Below are 20,648 nucleotides of genomic sequence, written 5' to 3'. Positions count from 1 at the left end.
TGAATTGCCCTGAAAGGGCGAGAGCAATAGCGATGGGCGCAGCCCATCGAATGAATAGATTCCATTGCCTGAGCCCTGAAGGGGCGAGAGCCTGTTTTTTAATGCATCCATATCATTTGAAATATGTTTTGGCTGGTGCCCTTGCAGGGCTTCATTTGTATGATATTCCATTCATAGGGCGATGCCCTATGCTATTGCTATTAGCCTTGCAGGCTATTTTATTGAATTGCATCCAGATTTTGAAATGCCTCCAGATTTTGAGTTGCCTCCAGATTTATCTGGAGGACAGAATGAATTCCCCTCTATTTGCAAATACATCCTATTCATAGGGCTGCGCCCTAAGCCCTTGCCATTAGCCTTGCAGGCTATTTTAATATTTAAATGCCATAATATTGTTTAAAATATGTTTTGTTAATACATTTGACATTGAAGGAGAAAGACTTAACTATAACTTTACTTGTAATGAAGAACATTTACCGAAAGTACCTCATGGTATTGAGTGCGATTTTTACCTGCTTTGCATCCTATGGGCAGGAGGAGAATATGGTGCTTAATCCCAGTTTCGAAGAGTATGAAAAATGCCCCGAAAGCTACACCTTTATGGACAAGACCCACAAGTTGATTCCGCATTGGACTTATCCATCTTTTACCACCCCTGATTATTTTAACGAGTGCAGTTCCGGCGAAGTAGGCGTACCCGATAATTTTGCAGGCTACAGCAAAGCCAGAACCGGCAAAGGCTACATGGGAGCCATTCTGAGTGGAAGCAATCGCAATTTCAGGGAGTATTTTCAGGGGACTTTAAGCACACCTATGGTTGAGGGACAGAAATATTGCGTTTCCTTTTGGTACAAACTGGCATCGGGAAGTAAGTTTGCGGTAGACCAGTTGGGCATGCATTTTTCTGAAACAAAAATCGCCAACGGCAACAAAAGCCATTTAACCTTTAAGGCCCACCTGAGCAATAAAGCAGGTCTGTTTTTGGACAATACCGAAGAGTGGGCACAGTTCTGTATGGTATATACCGCCCAAGGTTACGAGGAGTACTTTATTGTAGGAAACTTTAAGAACTATGAGAACACCAACTATGTGGTTACGGGTCGCGATACCAAGAACAAAAAAGGCAAAGAATATGCTTACTACTTTTTCGACGATTTTGAGATTCGCCCCTTAGTGGATTGTACCTCATGCGCATGTGTACCCAAAGGTTTGGAGACCGTGGTGATTGATTCTTCTTACACAGGAGGTAAAAATCCGGTTACGGGCCAAATCAGTAAAATTATAAACGATGGTGTGATTAGCCTGGGAATATCTGGTGGACAGCCACCCTATAACATCGATTGGAGCAATGGCGTAAAAAACAGCACAAAACTTAGCAATCTGCAGGCTGGTACCTATACTTATCACGTAAGTGACCAAAACAATTGCCACTCGCAAGGCACCATTACTTTCACAGAACCTGAGTTGCCTAAGGATTTGTTTACCGAAGAGCTAAAACAAATTGAGGAAGGGGCTGCCCTGATTCTCGACAATATCTTTTTTGAATTCAACAAAAGCACGCTCTTGCCAGCTTCCTTTGAGGAGCTCGACAAGGTGGCCAATTTCTTACAGGAAGGAATGGTGAGCCAGATTCAGATTAGCGGACATACCGACAACAAGGGCTCCGATGAATTGAACAAGGGCTTAAGTCAGCGACGTGCCGAATCGGTGGTGAACTATCTGGTTGGCAAAGGAATCGATCCCAACAGAATGAAAGCGGCTGGATACGGCGCTTCAAGACCCATCGATACCAACCAAAGCGATGAAGGACGCTCGAAGAATCGCCGCGTGGAATTTTTAGTTTTAAAGAAATAAGCCCCTAGCTATGATCTCAAAAAAAATAAATATACTCATCCTGTTCATGCTGATCTCGATGCTTGGCATGGCGCAAAATCCCAAAAGGATATACAACAATTCTTTGTTTAAAGGCATGGAAGCCCGGGCACAAGCCGATATCGATTCTGAGCTTGCCAAGGCCAAAGAAAGTTTCGAGAAAGTGCTGACAAAAGAGCCCGAATCGGCAATGGCAAACATTGGTCTGGCGGCAGTTTACGCTGTCGATAAATATTCCGGTAAAGATTACTTTAAAGCCTTTGCCTATTTTCAGAAAGCCTACCATGCAAAACCTAAGTTTAGCGATGACGATAAAGAGATTTTAAATCTCTTGTTTTTTAAGCAGGACAAGAAGCGCAAGAACCGCCCCATTGATAAAAACATGGAATGGGAATATCTGCACCTGGAAGACAAGTTGATTAAATTCGTGAGGGAGGAGAACAATGCCGATCACGCCAGGCGATTTCTGAAAGAGTTTCCCGATTCGAAATACAAGACCAATGTGGCCCACATTTTAAGCTACATTAAATTTCGTGAGGCCGAGAAACAAAATACGGTAGATGCCTTTAATCAGTTTCTAAACGATTATCCTGAATCGGCCCAGGTGGCAATTACAACAAAATTGCGAAACAATTTGGCTTACCAAAATGCAATCCGTAAAGGTACATTACAGGGCTTGCGCGATTTTATGAACCATTATCCCGAGGCGGACCAGGTGAATGAGATCAGGAAACGAGTGGCAGACATGGCCTTTAAAGAGGCAGCGGCTACAAAGACATTGGAGGCCATCGACAGTTACATTGCCGACTTTCCCAATTCTCCCAAAATTGCTGCGGCCAAATTGTTAAAGAAGCAATTGCTTTTCGAATGGGCCAAGAGTGTAAAAAGCCTCGAGGCGTACAACCAATTTGTGTCTTTATATCCCGAAGGGGAACAGTACATCGATATTTTTAATTTGAAAGCCAACATATTGGGCGATGAGATTCGGAAAGACTTTCCCGATGAAAATTATCTCTTTGTAAAGGGATTCGACAATCAGGAGTTTACGGATTTTGGAGGTGGAATTGCCACACGCCCCAATGGTGAATTGGTGGTGGTTTCGGCCACGCCTAAAGCCGAAGGTGAGATGTACGATTCCTGGATTTTAGGTCTGGATGCCAATGGAGAAATGCTTTGGAATAAGGTTTTGGGAAATCCCTTCGACGACCTGGTAAACAAGGTGAGCATTAATGCCCAAAACGAAATTTATGTGGCAGGCATTACCAATGCCATTGTGGATAGTGTGGCAGGACAGGCATGGATTTACAAGCTAGCCGCCAACGGACAGAACATTTTCAACCAGAAAGTGAGCATGGCTGAGGCGCTCGATTTTGTGCTCTACCCCGATAATCAGATTTTAATTGCCGGCTATACCAAAAACACCCAAGACTCCTTGTTCACCCCTGCCCTGGTAAAGCTAAATGCCAATGGCAAAAAGCTATGGTCGCGCAAGTATACCAACAAGGGCAAAGTGTATGCTTTGGCTGGCGATACTGCTTCCAACACTGCTTTTGCTGCAGCCGGAAACTGGATTTTTGCCATAAATGAAGCAGGTTATTTGCAATGGGACATTCTATTGCCCGGGAATCAGCAGGCTACTGCCGTGGGCATGAATACCAAAAAGCAGGTTCTCTTTGCAGGATCAACGGACAGTGGAGCCTTTGCGGCAGCTTACGACAGCTCTGGCAAAAAACTTTGGGAATCGCCCCTAAAGCTTACAGGCCAAGGCATGCCCGAGCAGATTGTGGCTTTCGCCGATAACAGTTTTGTTCTTGCTGGCACCTACGATAAGAAAATTAAGCTGGTTCATATTGATGATGCAGGCACTGTAAAAAGTGAAAAGGAATTCAGCCTGCCACAAGGCGTAAAACTAAACGACATTACGCTTGGCGCTGATAACACTGTAGCCATTAGTGCCAGCCGATTGGGAGATAAAGCGGATTTGATTGTGTTTCAATTGAGCTTTTAAATTTTTCTCGCAGATATTCGCAAATCTATTCGCGGATTTACGCAGAAAATTAACAGTCAATACGATTTAAAGGTCTTCGATTTTATAGTGAAGGGCAGGCTTTGGGCTTGCCCTTTGTTTTTTGTAGATGTTAGAAAAGTGTTGTGACAGTGCGCCGATGGTGCGAGCGTGCCGCTCGTATCTATTTTCAAAGAAAATACTGAAAGCACAACACACTTGCAGTAATGTTAGTGACTTTATATTACATTAACAATCAATACCAATTTCCATCTTTTACAAACAACCTTTAGCTTAACTGGAAATTTTAACAAGAACATTTTGAGTAGAAAATACAAATTCCATAACAAAGAAGGATTGTACTTTGTAAGTTTTGCAACGGTATATTGGATTGATGTATTTGTTCGCAATCAATATTTCTCTGCTATTACAGAAAGTTTAGAATATTGTTGCCAAAATAAAGGCATGTGTCTATTTGCCTATTGTATTATGCCCAGTCATGTGCATTTAATTTTTAATGATGCCAATTCGAATCCAGGTAAATTACTAAAGGAGTTTAAGGTCTACTCGTCAAAGCAAATGCAAAAATTAATTGAAGAAAATCCTCAAGAAAGCAGAAAAGAATGGATGCTTTGGATGATGCAGCGTGCTGGTAATTTAAATAGTAATGTGAAAAACAGACAGTTTTGGCAACAAAACAATCACCCTATTGAGTTGTGGAGCAATAAAGTAATAAACGAGAAGTTAAACTATATTCATAATAATCCTGTTGAGGCCGGATTCGTAGAAAAAGCACATCATTGGAATTATAGTAGTGCTAAAAACTATGCAGGCGAGAAAGGACAAATTGATGTTCATCTTTTGTAAACTCTGTATTCACAGAGCACGAGCGAAACGCTCGCGCTAGCTTTTGTACAACACTCTGGGACTATCAAGGGAAAATTAACAGTCAATACGATTTAAAGGTCTTCGATTTTATAGTGAAGGGCAGGCTTTGGGCTTGCCCTTTGTTTTTTTGTAGAAATATAAAAGCTTGTTTTAGGCTAAAATTATTCATTAAATAAACCTGTCTCTAAAATAGCTTGACAAAGTTTGTCAATAACAGGTACTGACACACTATTTCCAATTAACTTCATCCAACGATTTCTCTTAATTGGTAATTTAAACTCTTTTGGAAATCCTTGAATCATCAATGCTTCTTCTTTAGATATTTTACGATAATTACCTTTCTCAACAATTTCCTTTAAGAATTTATCTTTAAAATCTTCTGGTGTATTTGAAACAATATTTTTTGTTGCAATAAAATCATTTGTATCACTTGCAACTAAAGTTGAAAAAACATCAGATATAGGCAAATAGATTCTGTTAATTCCATTTATCCCAGAACTAATCTTAGAGTTTTTAAAATCATATCTTTTCTCAATTGATGTGATTATAGACTTCTTTAATAAACTTTCAAGTCCCCTTCTAAAATTTATCTTTTTCTTCTTCAACTCATGACTATTCTTTAACTTTTCAAGATTCAGTATATCATTAACTGCATGATCTAGAATCAACTCTTCCGATGCACTTAATAAATAGCCATTTAACTCACTTACCCTAAAAGTATAATCTACTTCTTTTAATATTTCTTTTCTAACTAGCCCTTTAAGTTCATCATTAGTTATATCTGAATCCAAAGATTTAAAATGATCAAAAGAAAGAGCATTACCATCAAAAGATCCATAAATTTTCTTTCTCCTATTGGTTAATAACAAATGACAAATTTGTTTTTCTCTTTCTGTTGTTTCTTGAAGATCCCATGAGTGAATTGTTGAATGTCCATTTCTTATATCATTAAATAAGAAGAAATCATTTAGCTCATCCATTTTTTGAAACTTTGTCCTGGCAACTGGCTTATATTCCCCAAAAAGAGTTTCAGGATCTATTTTTTCCTTTTTAATAGTTTCATTTGGCAAATCACTCAGGTAATGATATAGCTTCTTACCTTCCTGTATTTTAGGAGGGATATTAAATTTATCGTAATATGTTTTTTCTCTAAATCCAATTATATAGACTCTTTGTCTATTTTGAGGCACTCCATAATCATGAGAATTAATTAAATAATAATTAGCAAAATATCCTGCTTTCTTTATTCTATCTAATATGTATTTAAATGCTTCTCTATTTCTTGGATCTCTTAAACCTTTAACATTTTCAAAAATGAATGCCTTAGGTCTATTTTTATTCAGAAGATAGATTGTGTCATTCCACAGTTGTCCTCTATCATCATCAAAACCAAGATTTTTACCTGCTATAGACCAACTTTGACAAGGCACACCCGCTGTTAATATATCACAATCAGGTATCTCCTTTAATTTTCTAATATCTCCTAAATTTTCACTTTCTTCCTCATCATAATTTTCACAATAAGTTGAAATTGCATCTCGATCAATCTCACTAAACCCTGCACATTTACCACCATTGGATACTAGGCCTAACCTAAAGCCTCCAATACCAGCAAAAAGATCAATAAACGTAAACTTAGACATAGAAAAAAAATTATTGCTCAAATATACAACATCATTCTATTCTATAAGAATTTTTAATTAGATTTGAATTTTAATGTTAAATATCCTAAAACATGTTAGATTTAACTGAAGTAACAAATTACGTTGAAAATCACATCGGTGATTTTCATCAAAAAAGAATTGATAGTCTTGCTACTCTTAAGCTTAAGAACGTTTTGAAAAGAAAAAACCCATACCTCTTCAAAGCTAAGAATGTGTTAACCGCAAATGATATAGTTAAGGGTATTGTAAATGCACATGTTTCTTCAAATGAAGAAACAATTTTTGGAGACTGGCTTGAAGGCTTAGCAATTTTCATTAACTCCAAAGTATATGGAGGTTGGAAGTCAGGAATTGAAGGAATCGATTTAGAGTTTGATTTAAATGGAGCTAGATATATAGTGGCTATAAAATCAGGCCCTAATTGGGCTAACAGCACTTCATTAAAGAAGCTTAAAGAATATTATAAAAGCGCGGGTAAAGCATTAAGAACTGGTAATTCTGGAATTAATGTTATCTCAGTTAATGGATGTTGTTATGGAAAAGACAATAAGCCAGATAAAGGTGATTATTACAAATATTGTGGACAACAGTTTTGGGAATTTATTTCAGGAGAAGAAAACTTATACAAAGAAATAATTGAACCTCTTGGATATAAAGCAAAAGAGAGAAATGATGAATTTAGAAAGTCATACTCTAAGATGATTAATAAATTCACAAAAGAATTTGTCATAGAATTTTGCGATGATGAAGGGGCTATAGATTGGAATAAGATATTGGAATTAAACTCCAAAAAATAATTTTAATAGGTGACTTGTTAGCTTCTTATTAACAGGTCACCTTACAAAATGACACCAATATTTAAACGAATCTATCAATGAGATTCTTAAGAGTTTTTTCCTTCTTCTTCGCTTTCAACTCACACTCCCAAATGGTAATTACGCGCCAGCCCAGTATGTTGAGTTCTATTTCGGCTTTGCGGTCACGTTTTTGAGTGTTTTTTATTTTTTGCAGCCACCATTCGGTTCTTGTTTTGGGTAGCACAAAATACTTGCAGCCTTTGTGTCCGTGCCAAAAGCAGCCATTTACAAATATTACAGTTTTATATTTTTTCAGAACTATGTCGGGTTTTCCGGGCAGGTCTTTCTGGTTTATGCGGTAACGAAATCCATTGGCAAACAAAAATTTCCTCACCACCAACTCAGGTTTGGTGTTTTTCCCCTTCACTTGGGACATATTGTAGGATCTTATTTTGGGTTCGTGAACGTCTGCCATACTCCGTCATCTCTTTATTGGCAATTTACGAATTTCTATCTTTTGCTTTATGCATTTGTATCATGGCTTGTGCATTTGCCCCTTTCCGCTTCCATTTTAAACCCTATACATACTATTCTGTCTCTTGTCGGTGCTCCTTTGTCTTATTCCGCTGCTTTTCTATCTTTTGTCGGTGGCGGAATGCTTCAAACGTGTGGCGGAATGCCTTTGGCTAAGGGCGGAATGTCTTTGGCTAAGGGCAGAATGCTTTTGGCTTAGCTCGGAGTGAGTTTGGCTTAGGGCGGATTGTCTCTGGCTAAGCTCTGAAAATGTTGGGCTAAGAGCAAAAAGTCTTTGGCTTAGGTCGGATTGATTTTGGCTAATGGCTTTCATGTTTTAAAAAGCTTCCTCTATTCATGTATCTGGCTCTCCTTTTCTCAGAATGGCTTTCTCTGCACTCATATATGCTCTTTACTTTCTTAGAATGTTTTGTTTTGCTTTAAAGGTGCTTCCTTTTATCTGTGGCTAAGCTGTTAAGAAGCTAAACTTCTTTCTTGTAAAGGCTAAAAAGCCCGTTGTATCCAGACTTATTACTTTCCGTCATTATTTTTCATAGTTTTTATTCATAAAGAGACGATACATTATAGACAAAAACAATAACTCACAGACAAGAGCAATTACAAGCTTTGCAAAGTAATTAACATATATCTGAATGAAATCTTGAACTTCTTCTATTGCACAATCAAAAAGATAGCTTTAGTTTTCATACTGTAAATCTTAAATTTAAATCTTATGGGTATGGGACAAGCCAGATCTTACAATGGCGGAGATGCCAATTTTATCTTTTTTTCGAGTCAAAGTATTAACATCATCGACGACAAACATGATGAATTCATGACTTTCTCGCCTCATTTTACAGCAGAAACGCTGGCTGAACTGAAATCTTTGTTCGAAACGGCCAGTAATATTCCTTCCGACAATACCTATATCGACATTCAGGCCAAGGCCACCGAGAATGTGAATCTGGAGTTGGCAGCAGCGGGTAAATTTTTCCAAAGGTGCAAGTTCGATATCGAAATGGCATTCCCGAACGACAAGAAGGTATGGAACCAGTTTGGTTTTAATGATTACGACAATGCCCGCAAAAGTGGCAAGTTAATGTACCTTTTCTTAACCGATTTCGACATGATTTCCAGGAAGTACAAAGATCCTCTTGTTACAAGCGGATGGACCGATGATACTTTTGCTGCAATTCTGACACATCGCGATAAGCTAAAAGGTTTTATGGATGAGCGATCGGATTGTATCCTGAAACGTAATCGTGCTACGGAAGAGCGTACGATTGCCCTGAATGCTTTGTACGAAAAACTGGTCATCTATTTTAAGGCGGCTCGCATTATGTACGAAGAGGACGAGGAGTTATTGAAGTGGTTTAGATTTCCGGCACCCTCTTCCAAAGGCACAAAGGGGGAGGCGGATGATACGGAAGGGTATGAAGGTCTTGCAAACGAATCAGTAGAGTAGTTTTTTTTATCCCTATGCCTGGATGCATTTCTATGGCAATTTTTTTAGCATCGGGCATGTCCCCAAGACCTTTGGTTTTGGGGATTTTTTTTCTCCTCGGGCTAAAGCCCGAGGCAATTCAAAGCCCGAGGCAATTCAAAGCCCGAGGCAATTCAAAGTTGAGGCAATTCAAAGTTGAGGCAATTCCAATTCGATTAGCCCTGAAGGGGCCAGAGCAATAGCGATGGGCAAGGCCCATCGGTTGAGGGAATTCAAAATCTGGAGGACATAAAAAACAAACCCCAAATCGTGATGATTTGGGGTGTATGATTTATCATACAGATTACAATTTTGTCCCAATGGTTTTTGGGTTTGTATTTGTATGGGCATCAAGTGGTGTTCTTCTAGTTTGTGATTAGCGATTTTGTTTTAATGGTCATTGGGATGCTCATGCCTTCCGGCATTTGCTCGCTGGCCTTCAATTCTGTGTTGCCGCTCAGGTTCTGAACAATGGTAGCATCTATGATCCAACCGGTTTTTCTGTCAATTTTAATGTCCGAGGTCAACTGTCCGTCTACCAAAATCTTCATGTCCATGCCATTTTGCTTTACATATGGGGCATCAGGGTTGCTGGCCAGGTTGCCTTCTCCATGAATCAGGAAGTAATCGTTATTGGCTGCTTTTAGCACGAAATTGGTGGTTAAATTCACCGACATTCCTGCCTCGATACTGGTTTCGGTCGACCATGTTTTGCCTAATTTTACTTTATCTTCAGGGTAAATGGCTGTGATCTGCTCAAAACTTCCTTTAAAGGCTTTTGCGCCATAGGATTGTTTTAGCTGTGCCAATATCTGGTCTTTCTGTTGCTGTGCAAGATCGTAACCTTCGAATAATCCTCCGAAAAGGTTATCGATTCCTGTAATGTCTACTACCTTTCCACTTTGACTCATAGTCATCTTGAAAGGCTTGTTAACCATTCTCGATAGCATGGTTGACATCATATCCTGTTCGCTGGCATTTTTGGAACTAAAAGAGTTTTTTCCTTGTGCACTTTCCATTTCCATTTCTACAGAGGTATAGCTCACCTCCATATCGTACTGATTGTTTTCGGCAGCCAGTACTTTAAAGACATAGTCTCCTTTAATATTCAGACCTATTTCGATTGGCATGCCATTAAAGTTTTGGGTAATGGTCATTGTTGCATTCGACTTCTGAATGTACTCCTTACCCACTTCGAGATTTAAAGCCAGTTTGTACTTTTGGGCTTGTACACATAGTGCAGCACTTAGGATAAGGGCTAGTGTTAGTAATTTTTTCATTTGATCAGTATTGGTAGATAATTTAATTATTGTTTAAAATTACATTCAATTCTCTAATTATGGGTGGATTATTTGTTTTATTTTTTGGGAAGAGGCAAGTTGTGCATTCTCAGAAAAGAGAGCTTGTCCCAATAGCCGCGCTGAAATTTGATTTTGCCATCGAGTATTTGAAAGAATCCACATCCTCGTAGTCCCAATGGATCTTTCCATTCGAGTATGGCCCAATCGCCATCTTCGAAAATATTTTCTACAATGCAGGTCATTTCGGCCGCTGCCAATTCTTCGGCAAACATTTTACGGATGGCCTCCTTTCCTTCTACCGGTTGATTGGCCACCTGGTGGTTAATGGCATTGGGGTGGTAAAATTCTGCTATCTGGTCGGCATCGCCCTGATTAAAGGCCTCTACCCATTTTTGAATGGTTTGTTTTGGTGTCATGATGTGTTTGTTTATATGTTGTCCTCGGGTTGAAACCCGAGGCAATTCAAAACCCGAGGCAATTCAAAACCCGAGGCAATTCAAAGATCGAGGGAATTCAAAGATCGAGGGAATTCAGATTCTGAATTGCCTCCTGATTTATCTGGAGGACCAAAAATCATACCCCAGAATGTTTCACAAAACCAAATTTCTCAATCATCTCATTTTTCTCCTCATCAAATGATTTATGGCTATGGTGTGTTTCCTGATTCTTGATGTACTCTCTTACCTTATTGAGCATGGATAGGCTAACCGAGACAGCATAATATTCTTCTTGCCATTGAAACAATGGTTTCCGAAAAATACATTCATTGATCCAATGTGATGACTCTCCCTTTATTAGACTCATGATTTTACTCAAAGTTTGATTACTTCCCAATGATACCAAACAATGACAATGGTCTTCATACCCATTGACAAAATCGACATGAATTCCTTTTTCCTTTGCATTCTTTTTGATGTGATTCCACATCTTTTTTCTTAACTCCGGAGTTTCAAGAAAAGGCTCTCTGCATTTGGTACTCCATACAAAATGTATATATACTTTTACATGTGGCATATGGTTCTATTTTAATTTTGCCTCTAGGAGGCAATTCAAAGATCAAGGCAATTCGGCATTTCATAAAATCTTGCTGGTTTGGATAGCCTTCAGATTCATCCGGAGGACAAGGGAGCAATTCAAAAGGATTCTATCTCAGAATAAAAATCAACGTCACAACCAAAATCACACTCACCACAAGAGAGGCAATGTAGTATCTGCGTTTTTCGCGTCGGGCTCTGACTCGAATGTTCTCTTTTACCTCCTTCATTTCTTCTTTGGAGATTTTTTTGAAGCGCACAAAGGTTCTGCGCTTTTCTTTGATTTCGATATTATCGCGGAAACCTTCTTTGTTAGAGGTGAGTTGGGCACGATTGCCTCTCAATCTTCGAATCATATCGAATACATGACCGGCTGATGACATGATATTAGTTTTTATGTTTGCATTTAAAATTACATAATATTATTAAAATATCCTATATGGTTTCTTAGAGAAAATTCTATCCTCGGGCTAAAGCCCGAGGCAATTCAAAGCCCGAGGCAATTCAAAGCCCGAGATAATTCAAAGATTGAGGCAATTCAGCATTTCATAAAATCTTGCTGGTTTGAATAGCCGCCAGATTTATCTGGAGGCTAAAAATAATTATCACCACCTCAATTTAAATATGGTTTGATTTGGTTTGGAGCTGCAATACAAGCTTCCGCCATGGGCGCGAATAATTTGTCGGGAATGGCTTAGGCCAACGCCGCTTCCGTTTGTTTTGGTGGTGAAGAATGGAATGAAAATTTCGTCGGCAATTTCGGCAGGTATGCCCGGGCCATTGTCAATTACATTGATCTCGCAAATTGGTCCTTTCTTGTTACAGTTCACACTGATCTTTCCATGCTCGGCTTCTCCGTTGAATGCTTCCCTGGCATTCTTTACCAAATTGATAATTACCTGAACAATCATCTGTTCATCGGCCACAAAATCGAAGGATCTTTTGGGGGTTTGAATCAGCAATTCGCCCTCAAATTCCTCCTTAATTGGAGAAAGAAGAATGCTTAATCGGTCGAAAAACTCGATGGAGTTTACACTGCCCATGATCGGTTTTGGTGGCTTGGACAACATGCGGTAGGATTTCACAAAATGAATCAATGCTTCGCTCATTTCGGTAATCACACCCAATCCGTTTACGGTTTTGCCTACTTCTGTTGCCAGGTTTTCATCTACAATCATTTCTGATTTTTCTTCCCAAATCCGCTTTAGCGATTGTGCAATGGAAGTTACCGGAGCCAGGGAGTTCATGATTTCATGACTCAATACTCGTATCAGTTTGATCCAGGCATCTACCTCTTTTCGTTCCAGCTCTCCACGAATGTCCTGCAGGGTGATGAGTTTAATGTCTTCCTGATCGATTCGGATAACCGAACAGGCCGTGCTGATCTGCACTCTCTCCTTTGGGGTTGACAGTTCCAGAACCTGCTTTTGCCGGTTCGAGATTTCGAGCAGCGAATTGGTAAACCGGGTATCCATTCTGTTGAGCTGACTGATGTGTGTAAGTGCAGGCAATCCCAACAATTCGAGTGCGGCCGAATTTACACTGGTAATGTGCGTGTTTTCCGAAAGCACAATCACTCCGGTGGATATGTTCTGTAAGATTTCGCCAAAATACTTTTCCCTGATTCTGGATTTGGTCTGTACTTGCTGCAATATGCCATTCAGCTCGTTTAAACTATGGTGCAATTCGTTAATAATGCTGTTGCCTGATTTTTCGGGAAAGCGAAGTGTGGTATCCTCGTTTTTAATGGCTTTGATAAAAAAGTCGATCTGCTTGTGGGTTTTGTTCAGAAATCGAATGAGCTCCCAAACTTCAAGCAAGATCATCAAACCCAAAAATGAAAGGGACAAATAGGATGCTGTGGCAATGGCATAACCGCATGAAATGGCGGTAGTCAACAGAATTAGCATTCTAATCCAAAGTGCCAGGTTGTAATTCTTATAGCCCATATTTCTTGATTTTATTGTAGAGGGTTTGACGAGAAATGCCCAACTGTGTTGATACGGCTGAAAGGTTTCCGGCATGTTTTTCGATGGCCGAAGCAATCAACTGTGCCTCCATATCCTCCAGGGTTCCGCCAAAGCTGGATACATTGTTCATATCGTCGTTCTTGAACACAAAATCGCTTGCAGTTAATTGCCGGGCATCCGAAAGAATTACGGCTTTCTCAACCGAATGCTGCAACTCTCTAACATTTCCCGGCCAGGCGTAATCGCTCAACTTGGAAAGGGCCTGACTGCTTATTTTTAAATTCTTTCCATACTTATCGGCATACTTGTTCACAAAGAATTCTGCCAGTTCGGGGATATCATCTTTACGATCGCGCAAAGGTGGCACTTCGATGTGTATGGTATTGATTCGGTAGAGAAGATCCTCTCTAAAATTGCCCTCGGAGACCATTTGCTGCAGGTTTCCATTGGTGGCACATATCAGGCGCAAATCAAGCTTGGTTTGTGAATTGTCGCCCACCTTGGTAAGTACCCTGTTCTGGAGCACCGACAACAATTTGGCCTGCATGGGCATGGTAAGGTTTCCAATTTCGTCGAGAAATAGTGTTCCCTTGTTGGCAGCCTCTATTTTCCCCATTCTATCGGAATGCGCATCGGTAAAGGCTCCTTTCTTGTGACCAAACAATTCGCTTTCGAACAGATTTTCAGCAATGGCTCCCATGTCAACACTCACCATTACTTTGTTCGATCGTTTCGAAAGTCGGTGAATTTCCCTTGCAATCAACTCCTTCCCTGTTCCATTCTCACCGGTGATCAGCACATTGGCATTGGTATCGGCCACTTTGCGAACCATGTTCATGGCACGTTCCCAGGTGGCAGATGAGCCAATTAAATCTTTGTTCGATCCGTTGATCTCCTGGATGAACTGCTTCTCTTTTAGCTGCATCTTTTTCAGCTCTCGCTTCGACTGACTTAGCTTACAGGCTGTATCAACGGTTGCAATCATCTTTTCATTGTCCCAAGGCTTCAGAACAAAATCGGTAGCGCCGGTACGAACCGCTTTCACAGCCAATTCCACATCCCCATAGGCGGTAATCATTACAACACTCACGCCCGGATATTGCTCCAATATCTGGTTTAACCAATAAATGCCTTCATTGCCATTGTTGATGCCTGCTGTAAAGTTCATGTCCAGCAAAACAACATCGTAGTCTTCGCTTTGCAGCTCGGCAAATAGGGTTTTGGGTGAGGATAAACATTTCAGTTTTGCACAGTATGGCGATAACAACAGATCCAATGCACTTAAAACACTTCGGTTGTCGTCGACAATTAGAATATTTGATTTTTTCATTGGTTTGGTGAATGAATGGGTGAATTAGTGAATGAGTGAATGTGTAATTCGTGGTTAAATGTAAACATCCAGCACTAATTTAGTCAGCTTTTCAAAATATTAGACATACACTGTCCAAATATTTTACACACTTCCAAATCACACCTTTCTTTTCGTATTGATTTTTTGACACTTACAAATTGCGGCACAAAGTTGGCAATAGTGAGCAATAATTTTACATGTGTACTATTTAAAAACAAAGAATATGATTTCTATTAAAAATTTATCGAAAATTTTCAGAACTGATGAAATTGAAACTTTAGCCTTGAACAATGTAAACTTAAACATTAGAGAAGGTGAATTTGTAGCCATTATGGGACCTTCGGGTTGTGGTAAATCTACCCTTTTAAACATCCTGGGTTTATTGGATAATCCATCGGAAGGTGAATACAATTTTAACAAGACCGAAGTTGCCAATTTGAAGGAGGGTCAACGCACCGACTTGAGAAAAGGAAACATTGGTTTCGTATTTCAGTCGTTCAACTTGATAGATGAATTAAATGTATTCGAAAATGTTGAAATGCCCTTGGTATATCAGCGCATCAGCTCTAAAAAACGCAAGGAAATGGTAAGCCAGGTACTTGATAGAATGAACATGAGTCATCGTGCGAAACATTACCCTCAGCAATTATCAGGTGGTCAGCAGCAACGTGTTGCCATTGCTCGCGCCGTAGTTTCCAACCCGGGACTTATTCTTGCCGATGAGCCTACTGGTAACCTGGATTCAAAAAATGGTCAGGAAGTAATGGAGTTGCTTACCGAATTGAACCGCGAAGGAACTACCATCATCATGGTAACTCACTCCATGAAAGATGCAGGTTATGCTCACCGAATTATCAACCTGTTTGATGGTAAAGTTGTAACTGAAGAAAGTTTGGTAGCGGAGCAGGTATTTTAACCGCTACTGCCTTAACAATTTACACATCAAATCTTTTAAATCTTATTGCCTAAGCCATTACCATTTCTAAACTGAATTATGAATTTCTACAACATTAAAATATCATTCAAAAACTTATTAAAGAATAAGCTGGTATCATCGATTAATATTAGTGGCTTAGTTATAGGAATTACAATTAGTCTGCTTGTTTTCGCCTATGTAAACAAGGAGAAAAATATGGATCAGGAGATTGCGGATATCGAATATACCTACACGCTTTTAAATGAAAAAGATCCTGATATTTCCAGCGCCATGGCCAGACATGTTAGGTCTGAAGTTCCGGAAATAGAAGCAATAACATTTGCAAAGTATACCTGGTCGCCACAGGATTTTCTGAAAAAAGAGAATACAGATTATAAGCTAGAAAATCTGCTAATTGCAGATTCATGTTTCTTTAAGGTTTTTCAGTTTAAAGCGGTTTACGGTGATCCTAAAAAAGCTTTAAATACAGCCGATAAAATTGTATTGACTCAATCGGTAGCTAAAAAGATATTTGGCAATGAAAATCCTATAGGGAAAGAGTTGGTATACAATTCCACCAACCTGCAAAATGTAATTGTTGAGGTAGGAGCAGTTATTCAAGACCTTTCTCATCATTGTTCATGGGAATTTGATGCAGTACTGTCGCTTGACACCAATTATAAAATTCATTGGTTTAAAAGCAGCGAAGAATATTGGGGTACTCAAAACTATAGTGCTTTTGCAAAATTACCACCTAATATTGATGCCGGAGTTATCAATCGGAAACTTGCCAATATCTCAACCGACAACATCCCGGAAGGATATAGAGAAGAGACCAAATTTGAGCTTCAGCCATTTGCCAAAGCTTATAATGATTTACCCGAAATTGAGATTTTAAAACATGGGAATCAACTTACCTTAAACATTATACAAATCATAGGATTTTTAATTCTTCTGCTTGCATGTATCAATTACATAAACCTGGTTACTGCACAAAAAATTAAGCGCCTAAAAAATATTGGCATCCTTAAGGTAATGGGAAGTAAAAAGGCCAAAGTTGTTGAATTAATCGCTGTTGAATCTGCATTGGTTCTATTCATTACATGTGTACTGGTAATTGTATTGAGCAATTTCTTACTGATCGGATTAAATCAAATTACCAATTCGGAATTTACTTTGGCTGAGATTTTTTCAGGATCAAACCTGATCATCTTTATTGCGCTGCTTGCTTTTACTTTTGTACTCACCGGAATTATTCCCGGAATAAGATTTAGCAGGAGCCAAACTACGGCATTGTTAAAAAACACGGTAAATAGTCGTTCGCAAAACCATTTGAGAAATGCTTTGCTGATTTTCCAATTTAGCATTACAATCATTTTACTGTGTGGCATCCTCTTGATCAACAAGCAAAACAATTACATGAGTGAGTTGGATCCTGGTTTTGATAAAGAACAAATTCTTTATGCTGCCACCAATCCGCAAATCGAGAAAAGCAGTAGTGCCTTTAATACTGAAATTAAAAGGATACCCGAAATTGCTGATTATACTTATACATCTGCTCCATTAGGTTACAATCAATCCAATTGGGGACTAAGCATGATTAACAAAGGAGAAAAACAGGAAATTGGTTTTGCCAATCTTTTCGTAAGTCCAAATTTCTTCGATTTTTTTGGAATCAAATTGGTTCAGGGCAAACAGTTTAATCGTTATTCAAAGGAAAATGCAGATTGGATTTTTAATGCTATGGCTTTTAAAGAATTCAATATCGAAAAACCAGAAGATGCAACAATTCGATACAATGGCAAGACAGGAAAAGTAATTGCCGAAGTAGAAGATTTTAACCATGAATCCATGCATTCAGCTATAAGGCCAATTGCTTTTAGAAGTTGTGGAGAATCTGATGAGTACATTTATTTCAAAATCAACACCAGCAGTGTTGCCAGTACTAACAGGTGTATTCGTTCCATTAACAAGGTTTGGGAAAATATTTCTCCTAATTTTTCACTGGAAATCAAATACCTTGATGCAAGCTGGGAAGCTTTGTACAAGAAGGAAAAACAATTTCAGCGCATTCTAAATTATGCCACCATAATTTCTATACTCCTATCCTGCCTGGGATTAATCAGCTTGACCTTTTTTATTGTTGAAACTCACACGAAGGAAATTGGAATACGAAAAACCAATGGTGCCAAAACTTTCGAGATTGTTAAAATGTTGAATGCCGATTTGGTAAAGTGGGTGTTTATTGCCTGTATCATTGCCTGCCCTATTGCCTGGTATGCTTTGCACAAATGGCTTAGTGGTTTTGCCTACAAAACTGAGCTCAGCTGGTGGATTTTTGCTTTGGCGGGAATCATTGCCCTGGGCATTGCCTTGCTAACTGTCTCGTGGCAATCGTGGAGGGCTGCTAAAATTAATCCTGTGGAATCTTTAAGGTACGAATAATCTACTAACAAATACGAATCATGAATCTATATCAAGATATTATTATAAGCCTTCGCAGATTTCGATCCGAAAAAGTTAATACATTAATTAGCATATCTGGACTTGTATTGGCACTTGGAATCGTAGCCATTATCCTTGTCTATATTTTGAATGAAGTTAATTACAATAGCTATTTTAAAAATAAAGATCACATTTACCGAGTACTGAACCATGATAAATTAAATAGTAAAATCTGGGGAACCACCCCTTACCAAATTTGTGAGTTAAGCAAAGAACAATTTTCCGAAGTAGAAGATGCTACTTTTACTTATAATTTGAAGAATGTTTCCTTTAAAAAGAATAAAGAATACATTCAAGAAAATGATGTGATTGGAACCACTAAATCATTTTTTAATGTTTTTGGGCTTAAAATAACACAAGGAAAATTAGACGGATTCAAACAAGACCAAAATAAAATTTACATTAGCTCAGATATCTCGCAAAAGTATTTCGGGAATGAAAATTCCATAGGGAAAAACATAAAAATGAAATTCTTTGGTGTAGAAAAATTAATGCAAGTTGCTGCTGTATTTGATAATATTCCAAAAAACAACAGCATTCGTCCCGACATAATAGTGAATACTGAAATTGCATTTGAAGAACTAGAAAAAAGCATCATAACCAACGGCCATCAAACAGATAAAGAAGAACTTAAAAAAGAATGGCTTATCAGTTGTTTTACAAATTATCTTTTGATAAGAAAAACAGGCTCTACTGCTGTTTTAAACGAAAAATTACAAAATTTAGGAAAAACCCATTCCAAAGAGTACAAGGAACTAGATTTGTCCATTCAATCCTTATATGATGTATATTTTCACTCTAATCACATTTTGGCTAATAGCGGAAAGGAGCAGGGAAATATTACTAACCTCATTGTAATAGGAATTTTAGCTATTTTAATATTAAGCATTGCATGTATTAATTATCTCAATTTAGCAATGGCTCAAACCATTACTAAGTTAAAAAGTATCGCAGTTAGACAAACATATGGTGCATCTCAAAAAGATATTCTTAAGCAATTTACATTAGATTATTGTTTACTTTCAATACTAGCGTTACCATTTGCCATTGCTTTTGCCCAACTCTCACTTCCATATGCCAGTGAGTTATTGGATAAAGACTATGTATTGAATGCTAATGCTGATTTTTTGATCGGATTCTCTATTCTTATAAGTCTTACCATAGCAACTGGTGTAGTAACAGCTTCGGCCACATTTGTAAAATTTAAAAAGACACAATTAAGTGTCATGTTAAAAGGACTAAAATCTAAGGAAAAACATAAATTTCCATTGCACAAAGCAATGATTGTTTTTCAACTTATCATTTTTATAATTCTCACCTCTACCACAATACTTATAAAAAAACAGGTTAACTACGCTTTTAATATAGATTTAGGATTTGCCAAGGAAGAATTAGTGAATTTGCCTATAGGAGATCGAAAAAAGGAGATCTTAAAACAAAAACTATTAAAAATCCCTACTATCAAATCGGTAAGTTCTGCAATGTGGCTTCCTCCAACAAGCCAACAACTATTCTTAAATCTCGATCGTGTCGATCGAACAGATGAGAAAGTATCTGTACATGGCTTATTCGTGAATTATGATTTCACCAAAACAATGGGAATTAAGATCTTAAGAGGAGAAGATTTTCAGGAAAATAAACATCAATCTGGTGTATTGGTAAATGAATCTGCTGTTGCACAACTGGGGTTGACTGATATTATTGGGGAAGAAACAAGTTTTGGTCCCGTATTGGGATTAATAGACAATTTTCATATGTTTTCCTTAAGAAAAGAGATTCCTCCCATGATGATTATTTTGTCACCATCTTCGGTAAGACAGATGGTAATTCGAGTCTCATCTAAAAATGTAAAAAATACCATTCTGCAAATTGAAAAGGTTTATAATTCAACTGATGGGACTACTCCCTTTATGGCTCAATTTACTAATAATGCCTTGAATGAATTGTACAAGTCTGATCTTTGCATATCAAAAATAATAGATATGCTTGCCTTCATAGCTATTCTCATTGCAAGTTTAGGTTTACTCGGATTATCCCTATTTATAGGAAAGCAAAAAACTAAAGAAATTGGTATTCGAAAAACCAATGGAGCTAAGACTATCGAAATCGTAAAAATGTTGAATCAGGACATTTTAAAACTAGTCCTAATTGCCTTTGTTCTTGCATCCCCAATTGCTTGGTATCTTATGAAACTATGGCTACAAGAATTTGCCTTCAAAACTGAACTCAGCTGGTGGATTTTTGCCTTGTCTGGTTCTATTTCTGTAGTGATTGCCCTACTCACCGTTACATGGCAATCGTGGAGGGCTGCCAAGAGAAATCCGGTGGAAAGTATACGATATGAATAAT

At 38.4% G+C, this 20,648-nt stretch carries 17 protein-coding genes; 9 read left to right on the top strand and 8 right to left on the bottom strand.

The features are described 5' to 3' along the window. Positions 1-181: 181 nt before the first annotated feature. The 4 genes from NQ163_RS18170 to NQ163_RS18155 all read left to right on the top strand — a co-directional run bounded on the left by NQ163_RS18170 (position 182) and on the right by NQ163_RS18155 (position 4,744). Positions 182-400 (top strand): hypothetical protein, encoded by a 219-nt coding sequence (locus NQ163_RS18170; protein WP_268191756.1) that lies wholly within the window; start codon positions 182-184, stop codon positions 398-400. Between the two features lie 62 nt (positions 401-462). Next, positions 463-1,854 (top strand): OmpA family protein, encoded by a 1,392-nt coding sequence (locus NQ163_RS18165; protein ID WP_268191755.1) that lies wholly within the window; start codon positions 463-465, stop codon positions 1,852-1,854. 10 nt (positions 1,855-1,864) lie between these two features. Further along, complete coding sequence (locus tag NQ163_RS18160) at positions 1,865-3,880, top strand: hypothetical protein (RefSeq protein WP_268191754.1); 2,016 nt, start codon at positions 1,865-1,867, stop codon at positions 3,878-3,880. Positions 3,881-4,198: 318 nt separating this feature from the next. Beyond that, positions 4,199-4,744: an REP-associated tyrosine transposase gene (locus tag NQ163_RS18155; RefSeq protein WP_268191753.1), complete on the top strand. Its 546-nt coding sequence runs from the start codon at positions 4,199-4,201 to the stop codon at positions 4,742-4,744. Between the two features lie 182 nt (positions 4,745-4,926). On the opposite strand, the gene dcm is transcribed toward NQ163_RS18155, so the two are convergent. Then, positions 4,927-6,408, bottom strand: coding sequence for a DNA (cytosine-5-)-methyltransferase (gene dcm, locus NQ163_RS18150; protein ID WP_268191752.1), 1,482 nt, complete (start codon positions 6,406-6,408; stop codon positions 4,927-4,929). A 92-nt stretch (positions 6,409-6,500) separates the two neighbouring features. Here dcm and NQ163_RS18145 point away from each other — a divergent pair, with 92 nt between their 5' ends. After that, entirely contained in the window at positions 6,501-7,226 is a 726-nt protein-coding gene (locus NQ163_RS18145) for a PmeII family type II restriction endonuclease (RefSeq protein ID WP_268191751.1), read from the top strand. Positions 7,227-7,287: 61 nt separating this feature from the next. On the opposite strand, the gene NQ163_RS18140 is transcribed toward NQ163_RS18145, so the two are convergent. Beyond that, positions 7,288-7,701, bottom strand: coding sequence for a very short patch repair endonuclease (locus NQ163_RS18140; RefSeq protein ID WP_268191750.1), 414 nt, complete (start codon positions 7,699-7,701; stop codon positions 7,288-7,290). A 777-nt stretch (positions 7,702-8,478) separates the two neighbouring features. Here NQ163_RS18140 and NQ163_RS18135 point away from each other — a divergent pair. Beyond that, a complete protein-coding gene (locus NQ163_RS18135) occupies positions 8,479-9,204 on the top strand; it encodes a hypothetical protein (protein WP_268191749.1) in 726 nt (241 codons plus the stop codon). Positions 9,205-9,587: 383 nt separating this feature from the next. Here the strand turns inward: NQ163_RS18135 and NQ163_RS18130 are convergent, their stop codons facing one another. The 6 genes from NQ163_RS18130 to NQ163_RS18105 all read right to left on the bottom strand — a co-directional run bounded on the left by NQ163_RS18130 (position 9,588) and on the right by NQ163_RS18105 (position 14,857). Next, positions 9,588-10,502, bottom strand: coding sequence for a DUF6263 family protein (locus NQ163_RS18130; protein ID WP_268191748.1), 915 nt, complete (start codon positions 10,500-10,502; stop codon positions 9,588-9,590). A 77-nt stretch (positions 10,503-10,579) separates the two neighbouring features. Next, positions 10,580-10,939 carry a nuclear transport factor 2 family protein gene (locus NQ163_RS18125; protein WP_268191747.1) on the bottom strand — a complete coding sequence of 120 codons (360 nt, stop codon included), beginning with the start codon at positions 10,937-10,939 and terminating at the stop codon, positions 10,580-10,582. Between the two features lie 157 nt (positions 10,940-11,096). Further along, a complete protein-coding gene (gene tnpA, locus NQ163_RS18120; protein WP_268191746.1) occupies positions 11,097-11,537 on the bottom strand; it encodes an IS200/IS605 family transposase in 441 nt (146 codons plus the stop codon). Positions 11,538-11,667: 130 nt separating this feature from the next. Further along, positions 11,668-11,940 carry a hypothetical protein gene (locus tag NQ163_RS18115; RefSeq protein WP_268191745.1) on the bottom strand — a complete coding sequence of 91 codons (273 nt, stop codon included), beginning with the start codon at positions 11,938-11,940 and terminating at the stop codon, positions 11,668-11,670. Between the two features lie 222 nt (positions 11,941-12,162). Then, on the bottom strand, positions 12,163-13,506 hold the full coding sequence (locus NQ163_RS18110) for a sensor histidine kinase (RefSeq protein WP_268191744.1): 1,344 nt from the start codon (positions 13,504-13,506) through the stop codon (positions 12,163-12,165). Beyond that, positions 13,496-14,857 carry a sigma-54-dependent transcriptional regulator gene (locus NQ163_RS18105; RefSeq protein WP_268191743.1) on the bottom strand — a complete coding sequence of 454 codons (1,362 nt, stop codon included), beginning with the start codon at positions 14,855-14,857 and terminating at the stop codon, positions 13,496-13,498. The genes NQ163_RS18110 and NQ163_RS18105 overlap by 11 nt, the downstream gene beginning before the upstream one ends. Before the next feature lie 244 nt (positions 14,858-15,101). Here NQ163_RS18105 and NQ163_RS18100 point away from each other — a divergent pair, with 244 nt between their 5' ends. From NQ163_RS18100 to NQ163_RS18090, 3 genes are all read left to right on the top strand, one after another. After that, on the top strand, positions 15,102-15,794 hold the full coding sequence (locus NQ163_RS18100; RefSeq protein ID WP_268191742.1) for an ABC transporter ATP-binding protein: 693 nt from the start codon (positions 15,102-15,104) through the stop codon (positions 15,792-15,794). A gap of 78 nt (positions 15,795-15,872) precedes the next feature. Beyond that, positions 15,873-18,239 carry an ABC transporter permease gene (locus tag NQ163_RS18095; RefSeq protein WP_268191741.1) on the top strand — a complete coding sequence of 789 codons (2,367 nt, stop codon included), beginning with the start codon at positions 15,873-15,875 and terminating at the stop codon, positions 18,237-18,239. A gap of 20 nt (positions 18,240-18,259) precedes the next feature. Further along, the gene (locus NQ163_RS18090; RefSeq protein ID WP_268191740.1) at positions 18,260-20,647 is read left to right on the top strand and encodes an ABC transporter permease; all 2,388 of its coding nucleotides are present in this window, start codon (positions 18,260-18,262) and stop codon (positions 20,645-20,647) included. Position 20,648: the final 1 nt, after the last annotated feature.

The sequence above is a fragment of the Marinifilum sp. D737 genome (genome assembly GCF_026672275.1).
Taxonomy (GTDB): domain Bacteria; phylum Bacteroidota; class Bacteroidia; order Bacteroidales; family Marinifilaceae; genus Marinifilum.
The sequence above is the reverse complement of the archived record's forward strand: the minus strand, read 5'-3'. Positions and strand labels throughout refer to the sequence as shown.

Coding starts and splice junctions, on each gene's coding strand:
- NQ163_RS18170 (WP_268191756.1), top strand. CDS start 182: ATGCCCTATGCTATTGCTATTAGCCTTGCAGGCTATTTTATTGAATTG.
- NQ163_RS18165 (WP_268191755.1), top strand. CDS start 463: ATGAAGAACATTTACCGAAAGTACCTCATGGTATTGAGTGCGATTTTT.
- NQ163_RS18160 (WP_268191754.1), top strand. CDS start 1,865: ATGATCTCAAAAAAAATAAATATACTCATCCTGTTCATGCTGATCTCG.
- dcm (WP_268191752.1), bottom strand. CDS start 6,408: ATGTCTAAGTTTACGTTTATTGATCTTTTTGCTGGTATTGGAGGCTTT.
- NQ163_RS18145 (WP_268191751.1), top strand. CDS start 6,501: ATGTTAGATTTAACTGAAGTAACAAATTACGTTGAAAATCACATCGGT.
- NQ163_RS18140 (WP_268191750.1), bottom strand. CDS start 7,701: ATGGCAGACGTTCACGAACCCAAAATAAGATCCTACAATATGTCCCAA.
- NQ163_RS18135 (WP_268191749.1), top strand. CDS start 8,479: ATGGGACAAGCCAGATCTTACAATGGCGGAGATGCCAATTTTATCTTT.
- NQ163_RS18130 (WP_268191748.1), bottom strand. CDS start 10,502: ATGAAAAAATTACTAACACTAGCCCTTATCCTAAGTGCTGCACTATGT.
- NQ163_RS18125 (WP_268191747.1), bottom strand. CDS start 10,939: ATGACACCAAAACAAACCATTCAAAAATGGGTAGAGGCCTTTAATCAG.
- tnpA (WP_268191746.1), bottom strand. CDS start 11,537: ATGCCACATGTAAAAGTATATATACATTTTGTATGGAGTACCAAATGC.
- NQ163_RS18115 (WP_268191745.1), bottom strand. CDS start 11,940: ATGTCATCAGCCGGTCATGTATTCGATATGATTCGAAGATTGAGAGGC.
- NQ163_RS18110 (WP_268191744.1), bottom strand. CDS start 13,506: ATGGGCTATAAGAATTACAACCTGGCACTTTGGATTAGAATGCTAATT.
- NQ163_RS18105 (WP_268191743.1), bottom strand. CDS start 14,857: ATGAAAAAATCAAATATTCTAATTGTCGACGACAACCGAAGTGTTTTA.
- NQ163_RS18100 (WP_268191742.1), top strand. CDS start 15,102: ATGATTTCTATTAAAAATTTATCGAAAATTTTCAGAACTGATGAAATT.
- NQ163_RS18095 (WP_268191741.1), top strand. CDS start 15,873: ATGAATTTCTACAACATTAAAATATCATTCAAAAACTTATTAAAGAAT.
- NQ163_RS18090 (WP_268191740.1), top strand. CDS start 18,260: ATGAATCTATATCAAGATATTATTATAAGCCTTCGCAGATTTCGATCC.